Origin of the sequence: Anaerocolumna cellulosilytica, from assembly GCF_014218335.1 — a bacterium.
GTDB lineage: Bacteria > Bacillota > Clostridia > Lachnospirales > Lachnospiraceae > Anaerocolumna > Anaerocolumna cellulosilytica.
Map to the genome: position 1 here is coordinate 1,553,904 of NZ_AP023367.1, position 19,709 is coordinate 1,573,612.

Annotated in this window: 19 protein-coding genes and 2 pseudogenes; 18 read left to right on the top strand and 3 right to left on the bottom strand. The window is 38.4% G+C overall.

Annotated features, from left to right (window positions below; translation table 11 throughout):
- Positions 1-156: 156 nt before the first annotated feature.
- From acsn021_RS06780 to acsn021_RS06800, 6 genes are all read left to right on the top strand, one after another.
- The gene (locus acsn021_RS06780; RefSeq protein ID WP_330601756.1) at positions 157-528 is read left to right on the top strand and encodes an Hsp70 family protein; all 372 of its coding nucleotides are present in this window, start codon (positions 157-159) and stop codon (positions 526-528) included.
- Entirely contained in the window at positions 476-1,621 is a 1,146-nt protein-coding gene (locus acsn021_RS22840) for an ankyrin repeat domain-containing protein (RefSeq protein WP_330601757.1), read from the top strand. The genes acsn021_RS06780 and acsn021_RS22840 overlap by 53 nt, the downstream gene beginning before the upstream one ends.
- 61 nt (positions 1,622-1,682) lie before the next feature.
- Positions 1,683-3,305 carry a molecular chaperone HscC gene (locus acsn021_RS06785; RefSeq protein WP_330601758.1) on the top strand — a complete coding sequence of 541 codons (1,623 nt, stop codon included), beginning with the start codon at positions 1,683-1,685 and terminating at the stop codon, positions 3,303-3,305.
- Between the two features lie 338 nt (positions 3,306-3,643).
- The gene (locus acsn021_RS06790) at positions 3,644-3,931 is read left to right on the top strand and encodes a hypothetical protein (protein WP_184092456.1); all 288 of its coding nucleotides are present in this window, start codon (positions 3,644-3,646) and stop codon (positions 3,929-3,931) included.
- Between the two features lie 18 nt (positions 3,932-3,949).
- A complete protein-coding gene (locus tag acsn021_RS06795) occupies positions 3,950-4,423 on the top strand; it encodes an Imm30 family immunity protein (protein WP_184092457.1) in 474 nt (157 codons plus the stop codon).
- A gap of 103 nt (positions 4,424-4,526) precedes the next feature.
- Positions 4,527-4,919 carry an immunity protein YezG family protein gene (locus acsn021_RS06800; protein WP_243182321.1) on the top strand — a complete coding sequence of 131 codons (393 nt, stop codon included), beginning with the start codon at positions 4,527-4,529 and terminating at the stop codon, positions 4,917-4,919.
- Between the two features lie 616 nt (positions 4,920-5,535).
- Here the strand turns inward: acsn021_RS06800 and acsn021_RS23140 are convergent.
- A pseudogene (locus acsn021_RS23140) lies at positions 5,536-5,730 on the bottom strand (IS1634 family transposase); the annotation flags it as partial.
- A gap of 84 nt (positions 5,731-5,814) precedes the next feature.
- Here acsn021_RS23140 and tnpA point away from each other — a divergent pair.
- Positions 5,815-6,141: an IS66 family insertion sequence element accessory protein TnpA gene (gene tnpA, locus acsn021_RS06805; RefSeq protein ID WP_184092458.1), complete on the top strand. Its 327-nt coding sequence runs from the start codon at positions 5,815-5,817 to the stop codon at positions 6,139-6,141.
- Positions 6,135-6,509 carry an IS66 family insertion sequence element accessory protein TnpB gene (tnpB, locus tag acsn021_RS06810; protein ID WP_185264986.1) on the top strand — a complete coding sequence of 125 codons (375 nt, stop codon included), beginning with the start codon at positions 6,135-6,137 and terminating at the stop codon, positions 6,507-6,509. Before tnpA ends, tnpB begins: the two co-directional genes overlap by 7 nt.
- A 97-nt stretch (positions 6,510-6,606) precedes the next feature.
- Here the strand turns inward: tnpB and acsn021_RS06815 are convergent, their stop codons facing one another.
- Positions 6,607-7,038, bottom strand: coding sequence for a GNAT family N-acetyltransferase (locus acsn021_RS06815; RefSeq protein WP_184092460.1), 432 nt, complete (start codon positions 7,036-7,038; stop codon positions 6,607-6,609).
- Complete coding sequence (locus acsn021_RS06820) at positions 7,022-8,389, bottom strand: MATE family efflux transporter (protein ID WP_184092461.1); 1,368 nt, start codon at positions 8,387-8,389, stop codon at positions 7,022-7,024. Before acsn021_RS06820 ends, acsn021_RS06815 begins: the two co-directional genes overlap by 17 nt.
- A 672-nt stretch (positions 8,390-9,061) precedes the next feature.
- Between acsn021_RS06820 and acsn021_RS06825 the strand changes: the two genes are divergently transcribed.
- The 10 genes and pseudogenes from acsn021_RS06825 to acsn021_RS06870 all read left to right on the top strand — a co-directional run.
- Positions 9,062-10,033, top strand: coding sequence for a helix-turn-helix domain-containing protein (locus acsn021_RS06825; protein WP_184092462.1), 972 nt, complete (start codon positions 9,062-9,064; stop codon positions 10,031-10,033).
- Positions 10,034-10,184: 151 nt separating this feature from the next.
- Positions 10,185-11,126 carry an ABC transporter permease gene (locus acsn021_RS06830; RefSeq protein ID WP_184092463.1) on the top strand — a complete coding sequence of 314 codons (942 nt, stop codon included), beginning with the start codon at positions 10,185-10,187 and terminating at the stop codon, positions 11,124-11,126.
- A complete protein-coding gene (locus tag acsn021_RS06835) occupies positions 11,127-11,912 on the top strand; it encodes an ABC transporter permease (protein WP_184092464.1) in 786 nt (261 codons plus the stop codon).
- A gap of 12 nt (positions 11,913-11,924) precedes the next feature.
- On the top strand, positions 11,925-12,731 hold the full coding sequence (locus acsn021_RS06840) for an ABC transporter ATP-binding protein (RefSeq protein ID WP_243167839.1): 807 nt from the start codon (positions 11,925-11,927) through the stop codon (positions 12,729-12,731).
- A complete protein-coding gene (locus tag acsn021_RS06845) occupies positions 12,698-13,408 on the top strand; it encodes an ATP-binding cassette domain-containing protein (protein ID WP_184092465.1) in 711 nt (236 codons plus the stop codon). Before acsn021_RS06840 ends, acsn021_RS06845 begins: the two co-directional genes overlap by 34 nt.
- 28 nt (positions 13,409-13,436) lie before the next feature.
- Positions 13,437-15,047, top strand: coding sequence for a nickel ABC transporter substrate-binding protein (locus tag acsn021_RS06850; protein WP_184092466.1), 1,611 nt, complete (start codon positions 13,437-13,439; stop codon positions 15,045-15,047).
- A 134-nt stretch (positions 15,048-15,181) separates the two neighbouring features.
- A complete protein-coding gene (locus tag acsn021_RS06855) occupies positions 15,182-16,921 on the top strand; it encodes an ABC transporter ATP-binding protein (RefSeq protein ID WP_184092467.1) in 1,740 nt (579 codons plus the stop codon).
- Between the two features lie 11 nt (positions 16,922-16,932).
- Positions 16,933-18,663, top strand: a complete 1,731-nt coding sequence (locus acsn021_RS06860; RefSeq protein ID WP_184092468.1) for an ABC transporter ATP-binding protein — start codon at positions 16,933-16,935, stop codon at positions 18,661-18,663.
- A gap of 17 nt (positions 18,664-18,680) precedes the next feature.
- Entirely contained in the window at positions 18,681-18,965 is a 285-nt protein-coding gene (locus tag acsn021_RS06865) for a metal-dependent transcriptional regulator (RefSeq protein WP_184092469.1), read from the top strand.
- A gap of 457 nt (positions 18,966-19,422) precedes the next feature.
- Positions 19,423-19,692, top strand: a pseudogene (locus acsn021_RS06870) (IS5/IS1182 family transposase); the annotation flags it as partial.
- Positions 19,693-19,709: the final 17 nt, after the last annotated feature.

Below are 19,709 nucleotides of genomic sequence, written 5' to 3' on the forward strand. Positions count from 1 at the left end.
TATGGAGACTGTTATTGGATAATTAGCACGAGCTGTGGAACTGTAATGGCATTAATTCGAAAAGGAATGTTTTGGTGTTATCTTAGCAGAAAGGAAAAAATCTGCAATGATTAAATAATTAGTCAGTACTTAGATGATTTTTAATGGAGGATTCATATGACAACTGTGGGAATTGATCTGGGAACAACAAATAGTTTAGTGGCATATTGGAGTGGTGAGAAGGCGGAAATCATCCCAAATGTAATCGGTGAAAACCTGACACCTTCCGTGGTCAGCGTAGATGAAACCGGTGAAATTCTTGTAGGGCAGATTGCAAAGGAAAGACTGATAACTCATCCAGATATGACTGCGGCTGTCTTTAAACGATTTATGGGTACTGAAAAAAATATCAACTTGGTAAATATAATTTTACGCCAGAAGAGCTTTCTTCCTTTATATTATATTAAGGTCATTAAAGGCAGATGCAGAGGCTTTTTTGGGTCAAGCGGTAGAGAATGTGGTAATCAGCGTACCAGCATATTTCAATGATATCCAGCGCAAAGCGACTAAACGTGCGGCGAAATTAGCCGGACTGTTAGATAGCGGTATTTCAGTTAACGAATCGACATTTGATCCAGATTATGGAAGAGATTGTACGGCATTGTTTTATGCTGCGATCTGCGGTAAGGAGGCAGCTGCAAGCCTTCTTCTTGAATACGGTGCAGAGGATACCTGTCTGAATATCATTTACTCCAGTTCTGCTGGTTTACTCGACAGGGTAAAACATCTAGTGGAAATTGAAAAAGCAGACATTAATGAAGTGGATGAGAAAGACGGATCTACCGCATTAATATGGGCAGTTAAAAATGAAAAAACAGAAGTGGTACAATACCTTATTGAACAAGGTGCTTTTATCAACGTGTCGGATAAAAACTTATCTTCTCCGTTAATAGAAGCAGCTTTAATTCCAAATATTGAAATTATGGATATACTGATATTGCATGGTGCTGATATAGAGTTAAAGACAGAGGAAGGCTTTACTGTATTGTTTCGGTGTGCGATAGAGACCGGAACTTATGCAATGGAATATCTGATTGATAAAGGTGCGAATATAGAAGTTAGGGACATACGTGGACTTACTCCTCTCATGGCTGCTACCATGAATAAAAAATTATATTCTGTTAAGTGTCTGATTGAAAAGGGTGCAGATATCAATGCATATGATAAAAATGGAGGTAATGCTATGTCCCATGCCATTAGGGTTAACCAAGCGAATATTGTATATTTATTAATGAAAAATGGAGCTGATATAAATTTCATTGATAAAAAAGGGCGTACTTATCTGCATCTTGCAGCAGTATTTGGACATCTTAACTTGGTTAAATTTTTTCTAAAAAGTGGAATGAATCTAAATGACAGGAGCAATGACGGTAACACGATATTATTAACAGCAGCAGAGAATAATCACATATATATTGTAAAATACATAATAACCGAGGAAGAAGGGTTTGATATCAACGCTAAGAACAACAAAGGAAAAACTGCTTTTGATTTTGCAGTTAAGAATGACAACAGTGAAATGAGGGAGCTTCTAATAGCTCATTGTAAAGATCTATATCACACAGGAGGTATTTATGAGTAGAATAGGAATAGATTTGGGAACTTCCAATAGTCTTGTGGCTTACTAGACAGAAAGTGGCCCTATGATGATACCAAATGTGCTGGGATCTCATTTGACACCCTCTGTAGTAGGCGTTGATGATAATGGAGAAATCCTTGTAGGACAGGTTGCGAAAGAGAGATTAATAACACATCCACAGCTTACAGCCGCAGCCTTTAAGCGCTTTATGGGTACTGAAAAGAAGTATCAGTTAGGGAAATATATGTTCACGCCGGAAGAACTCTCGTCCTTTGTACTAAGGACATTAAAAGCAGATGCCGAAGCTTATTTAAAAGATATTGTCGAAGAAGTAATTATCAGTGTACCGGCTTATTTTAATGATTTACAGAGAAAGGCTACAAAACGAGCCGCCGAGCTGGCAGGTTTGAGAGTTACGCGTTTAATCAATGAACCGACTGCTGCCGCACTGTGCTATGGTATCCATGAATGTGATACAGAAACTACCTTCTTAGTCTGCGACCTTGGAGGTGGAACCTTTGATGTTTCCATCCTGGAAATCTTTGAAGGTGTAATTGAGGTAAAATCCGTAGCAGGTGATAACTATTTAGGTGGTGAGGATTTTACCGAAGTACTTATGAATCATTTTCTTGAGATAAATGGAATTAATCGGCAATCCCTAAACCCAAAGGAGCTGTCAGCCTTATATAATCAATCGGAGGCATGTAAAATTGGGCTTGGCAGATATGAAGATATGAAAATCAGTATGGAGCTGGATAACAACAACATTGAGGTCAAGGTAGGACGAAGTGATTTCGAAAATCTTTCTGAAAAATTACTTTTCAGACTCCGTAATCCAATAGAGAGAGCACTTAGAGATGCATCACTCCATCCTAAGGATATTGACACGATTATAATGGTTGGGGGTTCCACAAGGCTGCCCGTTGTTAAAACAACCATAGGAAGAATCTTTCAGCAGTTCCCCTATTCTAATATTAATCCGGATGAAGCAATTGCTGGTGGTACAGCAATACAGTCTGCTTTATTGGATAAAAAGGAAGTATTAAATGAAATTATATTAACAGATGTCTGCCCATATACACTAGGAGTAGATATTGCAAGACATATAGAAAATCAATGTTATGACTCCAGGTATTTTCTGCCAATTATTGAAAGAAACACGCCAATACCGGTCAGTAAGGTGAAACATCTTAGTACAATAAGAGATAACCAGCATTCACTAACGATCGATATATATCAGGGGGAGAATCGCAGGGTGGAAGATAATATTAAGCTTGGTGAAATAGAGATTAATATTCCACCTGCTTCGGCTGGAACTGAACAAATTGATGTTCGTTATACCTATGATATAAATGGTATCTTAGAAGTTGAGGTATTGGTGCTAAGCACTGGTTTGAAGAAGAGTCTTATCATAAAAAACAGTCCAGGAACGATGACCGATGAGGAGATACAAGAAAGACTTAAAATACTGGAAGCAATTAAAATTCATCCAAGAGATCGTATGGAATACCGTCTTCTTCTTGCCAGAGGAGACAGCTTATACAAGGAAACTCTTGGGTCGGATCGAGATTATATCGATAATTTATTACAGCGCTTTGACTATGTTCTCTCCAAGCAAAATGAAACTGAGATAAAAAAAGCAGCAAAGGAATTAAAAATGCGTTTGGATGACTTTGAACATATATGAATGTTACCCTTGACTAAAATAATAGAAGCGGAGAGATTCATCATACTACTGGCATGAATACCAGCGAGGGGATACACTCAATATCATGTCAGTTACCAAGAGCGTCATGGCACTTATTGGGCGTTTGAAGAATTAAAAAGGATTGATCCGCCGGCGGTAGAAGATGGTTTTTGGCAAGTGGAGCTGGAAAGTCTGGACGAGGAAGAATAGAAAACTGACCAGAGAATATCTATGAGCTGAAGATACGAAATAATGTCTGAACTCGAATAATCCCATGCAAAATAGATTTTAAGAGAGGTTGATTATATGCTTAATATTATGTTTGAAGATGTGATAGAGTGGAAACTGAAAAATATGTCAAAACTCCGATAAGCCTGGAACAGCTATTTAAATTAGATACTGATTTACTGGAGGAATATGACCTATATGTCAAAGTTGATATCGTAAAGTATGATGAAAATACAATCGTGTACTTAGATGATCCGCTGGATGTTGATGATGATACGGAGGATGAAATAGATTTTCGTAGTTATTTCATTTGCCAAGAGAACGCAAGACAGTTTTTATTAAATCCTGAAGATTTTCCAAGTGACGACCCTGAATTTATACTGGAGGATATTAACTAGGAGAGGATATTTATAGTTATGAAAATAGAGGATTTGACACAGAAGCTGGTTCATAGCCGATTACTTCAAAATGAAGAACAAGTTCAAGCCTTTGAACAATCCATTGAAAGTATAATATCTATGAAAACCAGTGACTGTATTAAAAAATTATATTTGGGTTTTGATGATAGCACTGAAAATGATGAAATTATGTTTGGTTTATTACATACCATTGAATCCTTTGATCAGGAGTTGGGATTGGAGCAATCATTAATAAAGCTGGCGGAAGCACTTCGTTATATGCTGCCGCATGCAAAAGAGTGGGCGAAGATATTTCACAAAAGAATACTAAATCAGGAAGAAACGCGAAACGCATATGCAACAGTTATTTCGTACGCAGACAACGCCACCAGGGATCTTGTAATATCCTTGGTGAATGAAATCAAGATTAAGAACCCTGAAAAATTTGCAAAAAAAACAGAAGAATTCCTATTGTCTATAAAAAGCTTATAGAAACTTGGAGGAAAACGTGAATGAATGAAGAAGCAAGGTTAAATGAACTTTACCAAAAATTGCTGATGTTGTAATACAAACATTACCAGGAAAATGGACGAAAGTGTATCTGTACGGAGAAATAGCAGAGGGTGTACGAAAGTCGTATTTTTTCTACTATCCTGAGAATGGAAATTCTCCGGTTTATTGCCATGATATACCGGAGCTTTTTCCGGTAAGTCAGGAAGAGTATGATAGGCTATGGTATCTGTCGCTGGATTATCTGAAAGAATTATGGCTGGAATTCAAGAAGTTGGAACGAAGCCAGTGGACAAGCTTAACACTAAACTTTGATTCTACAGGAAGCTTTAAGATTGACTATGATTATGATGATCTCTCAAATGCGAATGATCATGAACGAATGATTGTCTGGGAATATAATTATCTTGGACTGGTGCCTCAGAATGAATCTGATAGAAGATATTTGGAACATTATCTTAAAAGTAAGAAGAATTAGGGGGCAAATGAAAAAGCATTTTGAGGAAAAGTTATTGCCTGTTTAGGTGAAAAAAATACTATAAAGAACACAAACAGGATCTTTCTGAGGTACTTCAGTTATTAAATGATAATTATGATCTGGAACATATTGAGGACGTAAATTTTGTACTGTTTTAAAGCTATATTGAAATCAAATGCGCGATTACGATTTATGTTGATGATGTTGGCCAAGCATTAGAAAAAGTCGGATGTAAGATCAAAAAGGTGCCTGAAATGCTTTACCCCCTCTACATTTTCCCACTACTTACATTATGTAGTATAAACCTATCGTCTCCACGCACGTGGAGAGCTGTGTGCTGCTATGCAGAGCAGATACCTAGAAATCCTTGATTTTACGCAGCATACTCCTATAAATGCGCTCCGCTTCTATAAAGCGGCGAAATTCTATTTAGCTTCTGAATCTCTATTAATAACTTCGGAAACCACGAAAATTATAAAAAGATCGATTGCTGATGAAATTTAGTAATTATTGTGGTATAATCCTGTCTTTGACAGTTATAGAATTAGAAAACCGCTGTGAATCACTAAAAATATGGTTTCCAGCGGTTTTGTTTAATTTCACAGACTATGGTAATTTATTCTCTACCTTTACTTTTTTTCTGAATAGTTTTCATTTGACTTTTTGTAATAAACTGACAATCAGTTCGGAAGTTACAAATGTTATGTAGATCATCTGTGATTTTTTCTCTTTTATACAATGGTATAAAGCCTTGCTCTTCAATATCTGCAAAATTCATTGCCTTTAGTGTACCTAAGATTGTTTCACATGTAAGAGCTCCAAAACAAGGCGTCATTCCATCTGAGCTTTAAAAATGGTATTCTTCCATCAATAAGATTACTGGAGGAAAATCATAATGAAAACTAACAATGTCATCCTGTGGAAGGAGCGCTTTGCTGACAGAGCAGCCAGCGGCTTAAAGGTTGAGGATTGGTGTAAAAGAAATGGAATTACGAAACATGCTTATTATTACTGGCGCCGTAAAGTCCAGGATGACCAGCTGGGTTTAATGGAAAACAGATTCGTTGAAGTCATGGTCAATGATTCATTAAAAGAAAAGAAGGCTGGTGCAGCTGATAGCAAAATAATCGTCAATTGGAGGGATTTTTCGATTTTTGTAAATGACCCACAACAGATTCCACTCTTGGCAGAACTGATGCAAAAGCTGGTGAGAGAATGCTGAATCGTTTTACTGCTGATGCTAGGCATATATATCTTGCGATTGGTGCTACAGACTTTCGTAAACAGATCAGCAGCCTTGTATCCATGGTACAGCTCCAATTCGGAATGAATCCGTTTGCAGAAGCCTGCATATTTGTCTTCTGCAATAAGAAAAAAGATTCTGTTAAAATCCTGCGTTATGACAGAAATGGATTTATACTGGCACATAAGAAACTAATGGAAAAGATGAAATTTCAATGGCCAAAAGATTCTCAGATAGTCAGAGAGATTTCCGCAAAGCAAATAGAATGGCTTCTGGATGGACTGGAAATTGAGCAGAAAAAAGCTCATCATGATATAAAAATAAGCAAGGGAAATATCTGTTTTTAAACAAAAAAAATGACGGTAAAAGTGCCGGAAATCACCACGTTTTCAGCACTTTTCAGGCTCTTATGTCCTCTGTTTTAAATGTAAAAAGTAAGGTTTACTATAAATCTTTCCAAAAGTTTATAGCATCGCTGGAATTGAACCTGCATTTTTCATAAAACACAGTGTCGTGCGGGGCAGTCATTAACTCTATATGTGTGATTCCTTCTGATTTTATTTGTTCCATACAGTATGTAAGTAATTTACTGCCGATACCTTTTCTACTGAATTGTGGGTGAATAGCAAGCTGCATGATGTAAAATTCATCTTCTGCATAAATTTGTATTCTGCCGATTAGTACACCAACAAAAACATCATCTTCAAAAGCAGCAAAACACCTGTCTTGCGGGTTGTTCATTGATACTGTAATGCTTTTTTGTGCCTTTTCTATCGACCAAACATTGCACCAAGGGGGCATTTTATAGGCTTCAATGATTACATTGGCGGCGTCTTCTATATTGGTGGTGCAAAGTTTATTAAAAGTGATTCTCATTTTCTATATCCATTCTTTTCTTATAATTTTTTGAAACAATTATAAAATAAACAAGGCAAAATACTACTTGTACAAAAGTGGAGGAGGGCGTGGCAAGTCCTATATAAAATAGCGAGGTTGGGGCGACTTTACTGATCATATAAGACAATGGAATCCTAATACAAAAGGCACCGAAAATTCCTTGAAACATAACAAAGGTTGTTTTGCCACATCCATTAAAAAATCCAATCATACTAAACAAGAAGGAGGTGAGCAAACAGTCAATGGCATAGGCTTTCATATAATCCCAAGAGGCATTTATGACTGCAACATCTTTTGAGAACATTCCGGAAAGCAAATTCCCATGAAAAAAGGTTAAGTATGCCATCACGACACCAAAACATATGGAGGCGCCAATACCATAAGCCAAAGTCTTTTTTGCCCTGGTATATTTTTTTGCACCATAGTTTTGAGCAACAAATGCGGCAACTGACTGTGCAAAAGCGGATGGCACAAGCATAATAAATCCGGCTAACTTTTCTGCTACACCAACACCTGCGGAAGCGATGACACCAAGTGAATTTACAATGGTGGTAATAGCAAGGAATGATAAGTTTACAAGTCCATCTTGCAGGGCAATTGGAGCTCCATATTTTAGAATTTGTGAGGTAAGACCCTTATGAAAACGAACACAGCTTTTTGAAAATTCAAAGGGCAGCCCACGTTTATTAATAATGATGATAGAAAGCAGTACACTGATTGCCTGTGCAAATACAGTTGCAATCGCTACACCTGCAACATTCATATGAAATCCAACAACCAAAAGAATATCTCCTAAAATATTAGCAACACAGGCAATTGATACTGTTATAAGCGGAGTTTTAGAATCTCCAAGTCCTCTAAAAATACCGCAAATCACATTGTAAGCAACAATAAAAATAGTACCTGCTGAGCAAATGCGTACATATAACACCGTGTCGTCAAATGCTTCCACTGGTGCGTGCATTAGCCTTGAAATTGGCACAGCGAAAATAAGCATAGCAGCAGTGATGATAACTGCGAGTACAGTAAAAATGCAGATACCGCTGCCTACTACATTTCCAGCTTCCTTATACTTGCCTTGACCGAGCTTTTGCCCCATAAGTATTGTAACTCCCATTGCAAACCCATTAATAATGGAAGTAATAGTCATCATCACTTGACTTCCTGTTGCAACTGCCGAAACATCTATTGCAGAACCAAATTGTCCGACAATAAGAAGGTCAACCGCACCATACATTACCTGCAAGAACATAGCAAGGAGTACAGGCATAGCAAACTTTAATAGAGGTGATAAAATTTTACCCTCTGTAAAATCAGATATTTTTGTCATAATTTCTCCTTTCTTTGCAAAAAAATAAGCCGGATAAAATAGCATATCTCTCGATATACCATCTTATCCGGCAAAATTACTTCTTAGAGTTCTCTCTATGGAGTAATTCTCCTCCGATGAGTCTTTAAAAGACTATCATAACTTTTGAAAAATGTCAAGATTTTAAAGTGAATTTATAGGTTAGATTAGGTCATTAAAGAAGAGAGGATTTAAAGAAGGCTGAATTTAATTCACTAATTTTTTTGTTTTCTGCCTTACATCCGGATTTTCAGAACAACGGATGCAATTATCAAAACAATTAAGGATACGACTGTTAAAATACCCATACAGCTCTCCAGCCCAAGGCAGGAAAGTGTTTAATTAACGTACGTACCACTCTGAAAGGTTAGAATTCCATCTGTTTGGACTATAAATTCTATAATTGGACGAAAATACTCCAATCTCTTTTAGAGAGCCTTAGAAGATTTCTATTATGTCAGGCGTTAGAAGTTATTTTGTTATAACTTTCAGCTTGCTTGTTAAGGTAGAAAAAATAAAACATGTGTGTTATAATTTCGTGGTTAGGTATAGCTAACCTGATGTGAAAATATTGATGACTTAGCAAATCTTATTTTTTCGTAATTTGGAATAAAATTATGCTTTAAATAATTCTAGTAAAGGATAAGGTGAAAGATGAATGACAAACAAATAACGGATTTTTTTGATCCAGAGGTACAAAAAACAGCAAGTGAAGACGGCTGTTCTGTATATAAGATGCAAAATGAAACTGGTGAGGGCGTTATTACCCGATACAAAATATTACCCGGCATTGAACTATTTTATAACGATTTTCATATGAAAGACGGACAAAATGAAAATAAACTTCCACACCCTGATGTGCTTGAAATCAATCATTGTAGAGAAGGTCGATTTGAGTGTGTTTTTAGTAATGGGGATTGCCAATATGTTGGAGCAGGTGACCTTTCAATCAATCGTCTAACAAATGAAACTACATCAACCACTTTCCCATTATCACATTATCACGGAATTTCTATTACGATTGATTTGAATGAAGCAGTAACCACAATGAAGCAAGTTGAAAATGTGCTGGGTGGTCTGCATATTGATTTGTGTCAGATTGCGGAGCGTCTTTGCAGAAAAGATACTTGTTTTGTTCTGCGAGGGCATAACATTATTGAACATATTTTTTCCGAGCTGTATAGAGTCACTCCAAAAATGATAGCACACTATTTAAAAGTTAAAGTATTAGAATTGCTCATGTTTCTGAATGATGTCAAGGTTGGTGAATATCAAGAGGAGCGTCGATACTTTTCAAAGAATCAGGTTCGAGCAGTAAAACAAATGCAGGCATACATGATCTCCGACTTGCAAAGACATTACACATTGCAAGAGCTATCAAAAAAATTTGTTATACCTCTTACATCTATGAAAGTGTGTTTTAAGGGAGTTTACGGCTGCTCTATTTATTCTTATATGAAATCCTACCGTATGCAAGCAAGTATAATTTTATTGAGAGATACAGCGGAAAGCGTTACAGAAATTGCTATGAAAATGGGCTATGATAACCCAAGTAAGTTTTCAGAGGCTTTTAGAAAAGAATTTGGAGAACTGCCATCCGAATATAGAAAGAAATTGTCCAAATAGAGGGATATTGGTCTTTTTAGAGTAGCAAATAAAAATATAATTATATAAACTCTTATCTGCGAGAGCGGATGACTTAAGGGCGCTGTAGAGCGCTCCTTTTTTTAAAACTATAGTTAGCTTAGTCTAACTAAAATCAAGGAGGTGATTGAACATGAGACAGGATATGAAAAAATATATTCTGAAAAAAATGATTGAGTTGATATTTACACTATTTTTTGTGACGTTACTTTCGTTTCTCTTGATGCGCTTGTCATCCGTTGACCCGGCAACCGCATATGCCAAACGAATGATTGGAAGCCCCACAATCGAGCAAATCGAAGCGATTCGGTTACAGTTGGGTTTTGATAAACCCTTACTGATTCAATACGGACGTTGGGTAATTGATTTACTTCATTTTGATCTTGGAACATCACTGGCAAATGGACATAAGGTTTGGACTGATATTGCAACTGCTTTTCCAAAAACACTTGGAATTGTTTTCATAGCATCCGTATTTCAAATTATTACTATTATTGTGTTGAGCTGCATTGCATTTTTGTCACCTTGGAAGATACCCAAAAGCGTTTTGCAGATCATTTGTATTTTAGGTGTTTCTATCCCATCATTTTACTTAGCAACAGTATATCTGGATTACTTCGCAGTAAAAAAATCTCTGATTGCTGTAACGGGGAATACCAGTTTCCTTAGCTACATATCACCTGCACTTTGCATTGGGGTGTTTGGGGCTTCCTTCTATACACCAATGTTAATGGATGCACTGGAGCATGAAAGTAAGGAAGAGTATGCATTCTATGCTCGTTGCCGTGGACTGTCGGAAAGTAGACTTTTATTTTTTCATTTTCTGCCTAGAGCCGCAGTTGGACTGATTCCTAGCTTTCTGCAAAGTATAGGTTTGGCGCTGGCAAACGCAACTGTAATTGAGCAGATTTTTTCTATTCCTGGCTTCGGCTATTTGATTGTCAATCATGTATTGGATCGAGATACGCCTATGATCCATGCTGAGGTGTTCTTTCTTGCGCTAGCGATTGCCCTATGCAATATTGCTGCTGATTTGATTCAATGGGCAATTCAAAGAAAAAGGGAGGTGGCGTAAATGAAAAAGAAAAGCGAGGTATTCAATCTTTTCGTTATAATTCCCGTGCTTGTGATTGTGCTGTTTTTAATTGGATTTCTATTTGCACCCAATAATCCCATGGAATCCAATCTTTTGACAAGATTTCAGAAACCGAGCACTACGTACCTGTTTGGAACCGATCAGTTGGGGCGGTGTATTTTCTCACGAATTCTTTATGGAGGCTGGACAACACTTGGAATCGTGCTGGGCGGCTCGATGATCGTCTTTTCGTTGGGGACAATCATCGGTATGGCAACAAGCCGAGCGGTAATGAAAGGAAATACTCTAATTGACGGATTCATCAATGCAGTCACCGCAATACCGCCTATTGCATACCTGATCGTTTTTATAGGCGCTTGGGGGAGTGGAGCGAAAACCACGTTATTTGCGCTGACCGTATCCTATATCCTTCGCTATATTAAACTGGTGCGAACCCGAACTGATATGGAAATGGGAAAAGCCTATGTTATGTGTGCAGTTGCTTCCGGAGCTTCAAAACTGCGAATATTGATGATTCATATCCTCCCCAATTTAATTGCGGAGATGATACGTTTTCTCTGTTTATCTTGTGCAGACATGATACTGGCAATTACAGCTTTCTCCTTCATCGGATTAGGATTGGGAGATAATGTTGTAGATTGGGGCAGCATGATTCTAGATGCGCGTGGTGCACTGGTTCTACATCCTATCATGATTTTGTACCCAATCGGTGCCGTTATTTTATCGACGCTCTGTTTTAATATTTTGGGCAGACGATTGACTTAAAAAGGAGGCGACATGATGCTAAAAATCAACCAACTAAGTGTAAAAGAAAAATCAGGGCGTTTCCTGTTGAATCAAGTGTCCATAGAAATACCTTCCGGGGCAATCATTGGACTTACTGGCCATAGCGGTTCTGGAAAAACAACATTGCTGCGAAGTATATTCGGAATGCTACACAAGGACTGTCAAATTAAGGACGGGGAAATTTTTATGGATGACACAGATTTACTCAGGCTTTCGCGCAGGGAACATCGTGGCTTGTGCGGGAAGAAGATTGGTTTTATACCACAGAACCCAATGACTGCTTTTGATAGCCGACTGAAAATAGGCTATCAAATTCAGGAGACTTTTCAGAGACGTTTGCAATTGACTAAACCCAAGGCAATTGCTCTTGCAAAAGAAAAATTGGATTTAGTCAATCTGAAGGAGACACAAAGAGTGCTGCATGCATACCCTGGGGAACTTTCGGGAGGGATGCTGCAACGAGTGGCTGCAGCCATTTTATTAGGGATGTCACCCGACTATATCCTTGCGGACGAGCCAACGGCTGCACTGGATGAAGAAAACCGCAATCTGCTATTAGATGTGTTGCGGATGCAAATGCAGGATAAGGGTATTCTGTTTGTTTCCCATGATGTCGACGCACTTCAAAGACTTTGTAACAATATTTATGTGCTTGGAGTAGGAAAGGTAATTGAACAAGGCAATATGAATCAACTATTAACCAAACCGCAAACGGACTGGATGAAGCAATTCGCAAGCTTAAGTAGGAAAGAAAGCCGAGGTGAATGGGAGTGGGAGAAATTGCAATACAAAATGTGAATCAAATTTATCGCAGTGAAATACAAGGTGCGTTTCATGCGCTCTGTGATATTAACATTCGTTTGGAAAAGGGTGAAAATCTGGCGATAGAGGGTGAAAGTGGTTCGGGTAAAAGTACGTTAGCAAGATTGCTGATTGGGATGGAAAAACCCACATCTGGAACCATTTTGTTAGATGGTGAAGATATTACACCGTGGAATTATCGTACATGGAAAAGCAATCGTAAAAAGATACAAGCTGTGTTTCAAGACTCTTCCGGTACCCTAAATCCAGCAAGATCAGCATTTTCCAATGTGGAAGAAGCGCTGATAAATTTAACTTCGTATAATCGAAAAGAACGAAAACGGCGTATCTATGATTTGATGGAGGCTGTTTACATGAATCATAAGCTGCTGGATACCCCAGTGTGCCGGCTCTCAGGCGGAGAACAGCGCCGACTATCGTTGCTTCGAGCCATGGCTATAGAGCCGGATTATTTAATCATGGACGAAGTGACAAGCGGTCTCGATTTAATTTCAACCGATGCCGTACTTACCTTAGTAGAGAACGCTGCAAAACTACACCGCTGTTCCTGCGTTTTTGTAACCCATAGTCGGAAGGATGCTATGCGAATTTCCAATCGGATTGCAATTATGCAAAATGGCAGGATTGTGGAGCAGGGGCATCTAATAAAATAAATCTCAACACAGAAAGGAATGAAATAACATGAAAAATACCTGGAAAAGAATTCTCTCGATGCTCTTAAGTTGCCTTCTCCTAACATTTTGCTTGGCTGGCTGCGGGCAAAATGCCAAAACGACTGACACAAGCCAGACATCCTCTACAAAGGTATTAACTATTTGTACCGCAAAGGAGTTGGATAACCTAACAACTTTAACTATGAATAAAGAAAACAATATCGCTTGCGGTCTCGTATATGAAACGCTGGTGGCCTACGAAAACGGTAAAATAGTCCCAAAGCTGGCTGAAGAATGGAGCTGGGACGATACCAATACAGTACTCACATTCAAGCTGCATCAGGGCATTACTTTTACCGATGGAACGGAATTTAATGCTGAAAGTGTAAAAGCCATTTTGGAATTTAATCGTTCAAACTCCAATTTTAGTGGCATTAAGGGTATTTATAATATCCTGAGTGTTGAGGCAATTGATAAATACACGGTTGCTGTTCATTATGAGGCTCCATGTTTCTCCTATTTAAATGATTTCTGTTTCCAGAATGTTGCGGGTATGATGTCGCCCAATGTCTTCGAAGCGGGAAATTTCCAAACCTTCAAGGATGTAGTAGGAACTGGCACTTATGTACGAGATGAGATTATTTCTGGAGACTGCACTCGCTTTGTTCGGAACGAAAACTATTGGGGCGAAGCTCCGTATTATGATGAGGTCATTGTAAAATATATTCCAGAGGCTTCTTCCCGCCTACAGGCGTTACAGACTGGCGAAGTAGATATGATTTATGGAGCAGAACTAATTACATACGATGATTACAATCAGGCAATCACTCTGGATGGTATTACTGGTGAAATAAATGAAGGCAATACGCTGACACGTAATTTGGTGCTAAATGCTGCAAGCCATGTGCTTAGTGATGTTAAGGTTCGTGAAGCAATTGCTTATGCAATTAATAAGCAGGAAATTACTGAGGGGCTGACCTACGGATATGAAACTCCGGCTACGACACTGTTCAGTAAAGGCGCACCTTATACAGATATTAGTTACAAAACTATGCGGAATTTTGATTTAGACAAGGCCAGTACGCTACTGGATGAAGCGGGCTGGGTAATGAACGAAAAAACAGGTTTCCGTGAGAAAAATGGAAAAGCGCTAACGCTCAATTATACCTATTGGGCAGATATTTCTCTCGCGCAGGAAATGGCCCTGGCAATAAAAACACAACTTGCCAAAGTGGGTATTAACGCTGAGACCACTGGACAAGATCAGATGACATGGTGGACGGAAGGCGTTGCTGGCAACTATGATATTACCACTTGGAACACGGAAGGTTCTTATACAGAACCCCACAAATTCCTTCAGGAAACTCTTGGCGCCGATCCTCATGCAGTTTCTCTGCAAGCCTTGGGTAATTTTGAGGATTATTCTGCTGCAGTTAATAAGTTTTCCACAACTGCGGAACCTGACGCGGTTCAGGAGACGATTGCGACCGCATTGAACATTTCCAATGATAATGTTATTGATTTGCCGATTTCCTATTCCAAGGATTTAGTGGTGTATAATACTGCTAAAATTGCAGGATACACATTTTCCAGCGTTCCTCAGTTCTTTGACATTAACAATGTGCAGCCTGTTAAGTAATGCTGAAAGATTTTGTCTAAATAGGGGATTAACAGGCTTATCAGAGTAGCAGGAAAAAATCAAATCACTATACTAGAGGTTGGTTAACAAGAATTAACCAATCTCTATTTTATTAAGAAAGGATCGATTGTGAAATGGATAAAGAACAAAGTCCTATGTCCAGATTGATGGAATTTGCAGCTCTTTACAAAGGTAAATATGTCCTATCAGTCGTTTTAGCTATCCTCGGTGTTGCCGCTGGTTTAGTGCCATTTTTTGTAGTTTCTAAAATTGTACTGTTGTTAATTGGAGGGGAAACAACTGTTTCCGTTTATTTAAGATGGTGCGTCATAGCTGGTGTTGGTTTTTTAGCAAAAGTGTGCTTTTTCAACCTTTCTACTTTTGTTTCCCATACCGCAACCTTTGAAACACTGTCTGAAATTCGAATTCAGCTTGTGGACAAGCTCACAAGGGTTCCGATGGGATACATTATTAACACACCGTCTGGTCAACTCAAAAATATTCTTGTGGATCGTGTAGAAGGTATGGAAACAACTCTCGCTCATCTGATTCCTGAATTAACTGCGAACTTTTGTATTCCAGTCTGTATCTTGATTTATCTACTGTTTCTTGATTGGAGAATGGCGCTTGCATCAATGGTAACATTGCCTATAGGTATGCTCTGCTACAAAGGAATGGCGAATGGCTATGAAGAAAAATTTCAGGGGCTTATGATGCGCGTTCGTAAAATGACAAATACGGTTGTAGAGTATATCGGAGGAATTGAAGTTATCAAAGCTTTTAATCAATCAGCAAATTCATATCAGAAGTATTCTGATGCCGTTGAGGATAATGCTTTATATGCCGTAAATTGGATGAAGAGTGTTCAGATTTATAAGTCTATGGTGTTTACGGTTTGGCCAAGTGTGTTGGTCAGTGTACTTCCTGTTGGTTGTGTCTTATACCGCAATGGCAACTTGAGTGTTCCGGTTTTTGTCACATGCATTGTTTTGGCACTGGGAATTATTACTCCGATTCTCAATGCATTGAATTTTACAGACAGCATTGCGCAGATGAAGTCTATTGTAGGAGAAATCTGTTCCGTTCTGGACGAAAAAGAGTTGGAACGACCTGTGCAACCAGTCAAACTTGATACATCCAGCATCTCAATGGAGAATGTAAGTTTCTCTTATGAAGAGGGCACATCACTTTTAGAGCAGGTCAACCTTACTATTCCAGAAAAAACAATTACAGCCTTTGTAGGTCCGAGTGGAGGCGGTAAGTCTACGATAACAAAGTTGATTGCGGGCTTTTGGGATGTGACCGTTGGAGCGGTTAAAATTGATGGTATCAATATACGAAAAATTCCATTAGAACAGTTGATGAATCAGGTTGCCTACATATCACAGGACAACTATTTATTTGATGAAACAGTACTTGAGAATATCAGAATGGGAAAGCCCACCGCGACGGATGAAGAAGTCTATCAGGCAGCAAGGGATTGTGGATGCTATGACTTTATCTTGAAATTAGAAAATGGTTTCCAAACAGTCGTAGGTGGTGCAGGTGGACATCTTTCCGGAGGTGAGCGACAGAGGATTGCGATTGCAAGAGCTGTGTTGAAAAATGCGCCTATCGTCATTCTCGACGAGGCAACAGCCTATATTGATGCAGAAAACGAAGCGTTGATTCAGGAAGCCATGGCGAAGATAATTGCCGGAAAAACAGTTCTGATGATTGCACATCGTCTCTCTACGATTACCGATGCAGACAAAATTGTTGTGGTAAAGAATGGACATATTGAAGCGGAGGGTACTCATCAGAACCTGCTTCAGACATGCTCTTTGTATCAGGAAATGTGGAAAGCACACATGGATACAAAAGATGTTGCTTAAGGGGGATAAAAATGATTCGCACATTAAAAAAAATATACTATTTTTCAGGTAAAATGCAAGGAACAATGAAAACGACAATTCTGTTTTCGGTATTGCATTCTATTTTCGATATGATGTCATTTGCCGCGCTTGCACTGGTTTTTTCCGGTATTATAAATGGTTTTGAAGCGGCTACAATCTGGCAGATATTTGGGATTACTTTTGCCAGTATGATTATGAAAATTATTTGCAGCTATATTTCAGATTTTTATAAAGTAAAAATCGGCTATTTAATGTGCGCCGAAAAGCGCATTCATATTGGTGACCGCATTAAGTATATGCCGATGGGGTATTTCAGTGATCACAATCTGGGTAATTTGACTTCTGTTGTTACTACCACGATGGGTGATATTGAGAACAATGCATCATCAGTGTTGACTAACATTTTAGGCGGATATATTCATGTAACGATTATTACAATTGTTATGTTTATGATTGATTGGCGGATAGGATTAACAATTTTCTGCGGTGTTTTGCTGTTTACCTGGTGCATCAGCAGTCTGCAAAAAAAATCAGAAAAAGTATCCCCTGAAAGACAGGCGGCCCAAGAATCTCTTGTCTCAAATGTATTGGAGTATGTGCAAGGAATGTTAATTGTCAAATCCTTTAACCTTGGGCGAAACTCCTACAGTAAAATAAAACAGGCTATTTTAGAAAGCAAAAATAAAAACTTGAAACTAGAGCATTTATTTGTTCCTTACACCGTTTTACAGCAAATTATCCTTTATGCCACTAGTGTCGTAATCATTACCGAAGCGTTGATTTTTTACCTCAATGGCTCTATGAGTTTGCCAATGTGTCTGTTGATGACGGTTGCTTCCTTCATGCTTTTCGGACAACTTCAATCAGCTGGGAATACTTCTTCACTATTGCGACTTCTGGATGTCTCAATTGATAAAGTTGAGGAAATTAATAGAACAGTGGTCATGGATGAAAATGGGAAGGTACAGACTCCGTCTAATTACGATATTGCATTTGAAAATGTTTCTTTTTCTTATGGTGATCATAAAATTCTGGATCATGTCAGCTTATCAATCCCCCAGAAAACAACAACTGCTATTATTGGGCCTTCTGGTGCAGGCAAGAGCACTCTATGTAATCTTATTGCCCGTTTTTGGGACGTAGATGGTGGAAAAATCACGATTGGTGGAATAGATGTCCGCAACTATACGCTGGATAGTCTATTGATGAATATAAGCGAGGTATTTCAGAAGGTCTATCTGTTTGCCGATACGATTGAAAACAATATCAGATTTGGGAAACCGAATGCAACGCATGAGGATGTAAAGGTTGCGGCAAAGAAAGCTTGTTGTCATGACTTTATTATGAGACTTCCTGATGGCTATGACACCGTTATTGGAGAAGGCGGCGCATCGTTGTCGGGTGGTGAAAAACAACGAATTTCCATCGCTCGTGCTATTTTAAAAGATGCGCCCATCATCATATTGGATGAAGCAACCTCTAGTGTTGATCCGGAAAATGAGAACATGCTAATGGAGGCGATTGCAGAATTAACAAAAAACAAAACGGTTATTATGATTGCACATCGACTGAAAACCATACGAAATGCTGATTGGATTTTTGTACTGGCTGATGGATATATTGTCCAGCAAGGTACACATGAACAGCTAATAAATCAAAACGGTATCTATGATCAATTCATCAGTGCTCGCAAAAAGGCGATTGGATGGAAACTGAAATAAATTAGGAGGGAAGAAATATGCAATTTCATACATCAGATGAGGATTACACAAAACCCAGCATTAGTCACGCTGTTTCCATACTCAAAAAAGGTGGCTTTTTGAATATGGATCAAGAAGGATATCTTCATTTAACTGACTCAGGGCAAAAGGTCGCAGAAAAAATATATGAACGCCATTGCTTCTTTAAAAATCAGCTTGTAATGGTTGGAGTTGCCCCTGAAATTGCAGAACAGGAGGCTTATCAAACAGAACATACTGTAAGTGCGGAAACCTTTCAAAAAATTAGAAAATATTTACACTAAAGTGATAAATAAAATAATCATCAACGATAAATGAAAACCCCACCAAATAAAAAAAACGAGTATTTGGTGGGGTTTTATTAATGCTCAAATTACGATAGCCCTTCGAACTCGGAACGATTTATGTGTTGGTCCATATTGACTGCGTCGCTGCTCGTTAGATGCAACGATATTAGATCACTTATACAATCAATATTGTTATAGACGCTTTATATAAAAAATCGAATAAACTTTTAAGGCAGGAGTATGCCCTTTTTTTGTTAAGCGGAATTACTGCAAGAGGTCGATCGCCACCGCTTGTCCTTCGTTTTAACTCAATTTTGAAAATTAGGAGTGCAAGCATATATCAGAGACCTGTTCTATCAGCTCGTCCGGCGGCGTGCTCTCATGGGAGAATTATCAAAAGAAACGGTTTTTATTGATGGAACGAAGCTGGAGTCATGTGCAAATAAAATACTTTATCTGGACGCTGGTACCATTTCTAAAGCATATGGAAGAAGAACTGAGATTGCGCTATCCAAGTGTGACAGCTGATTCTTGTTACGAAAGCAAGGAAGGGTACAACTATCTGAAAGAATATAATCAGATTCCGTATATCAAGCCCCAGACCTATGAGAAGTGGAAAAAACGCAGTTTCAAGAAAGATATCAGTAAACGGGAAAACATGGATTATGACAGAGAGGCAGACACCTATATCTACCAAGGTGGTAAGAAGCTAAGCCCATTATTTTGCGACACCCTCTTAGC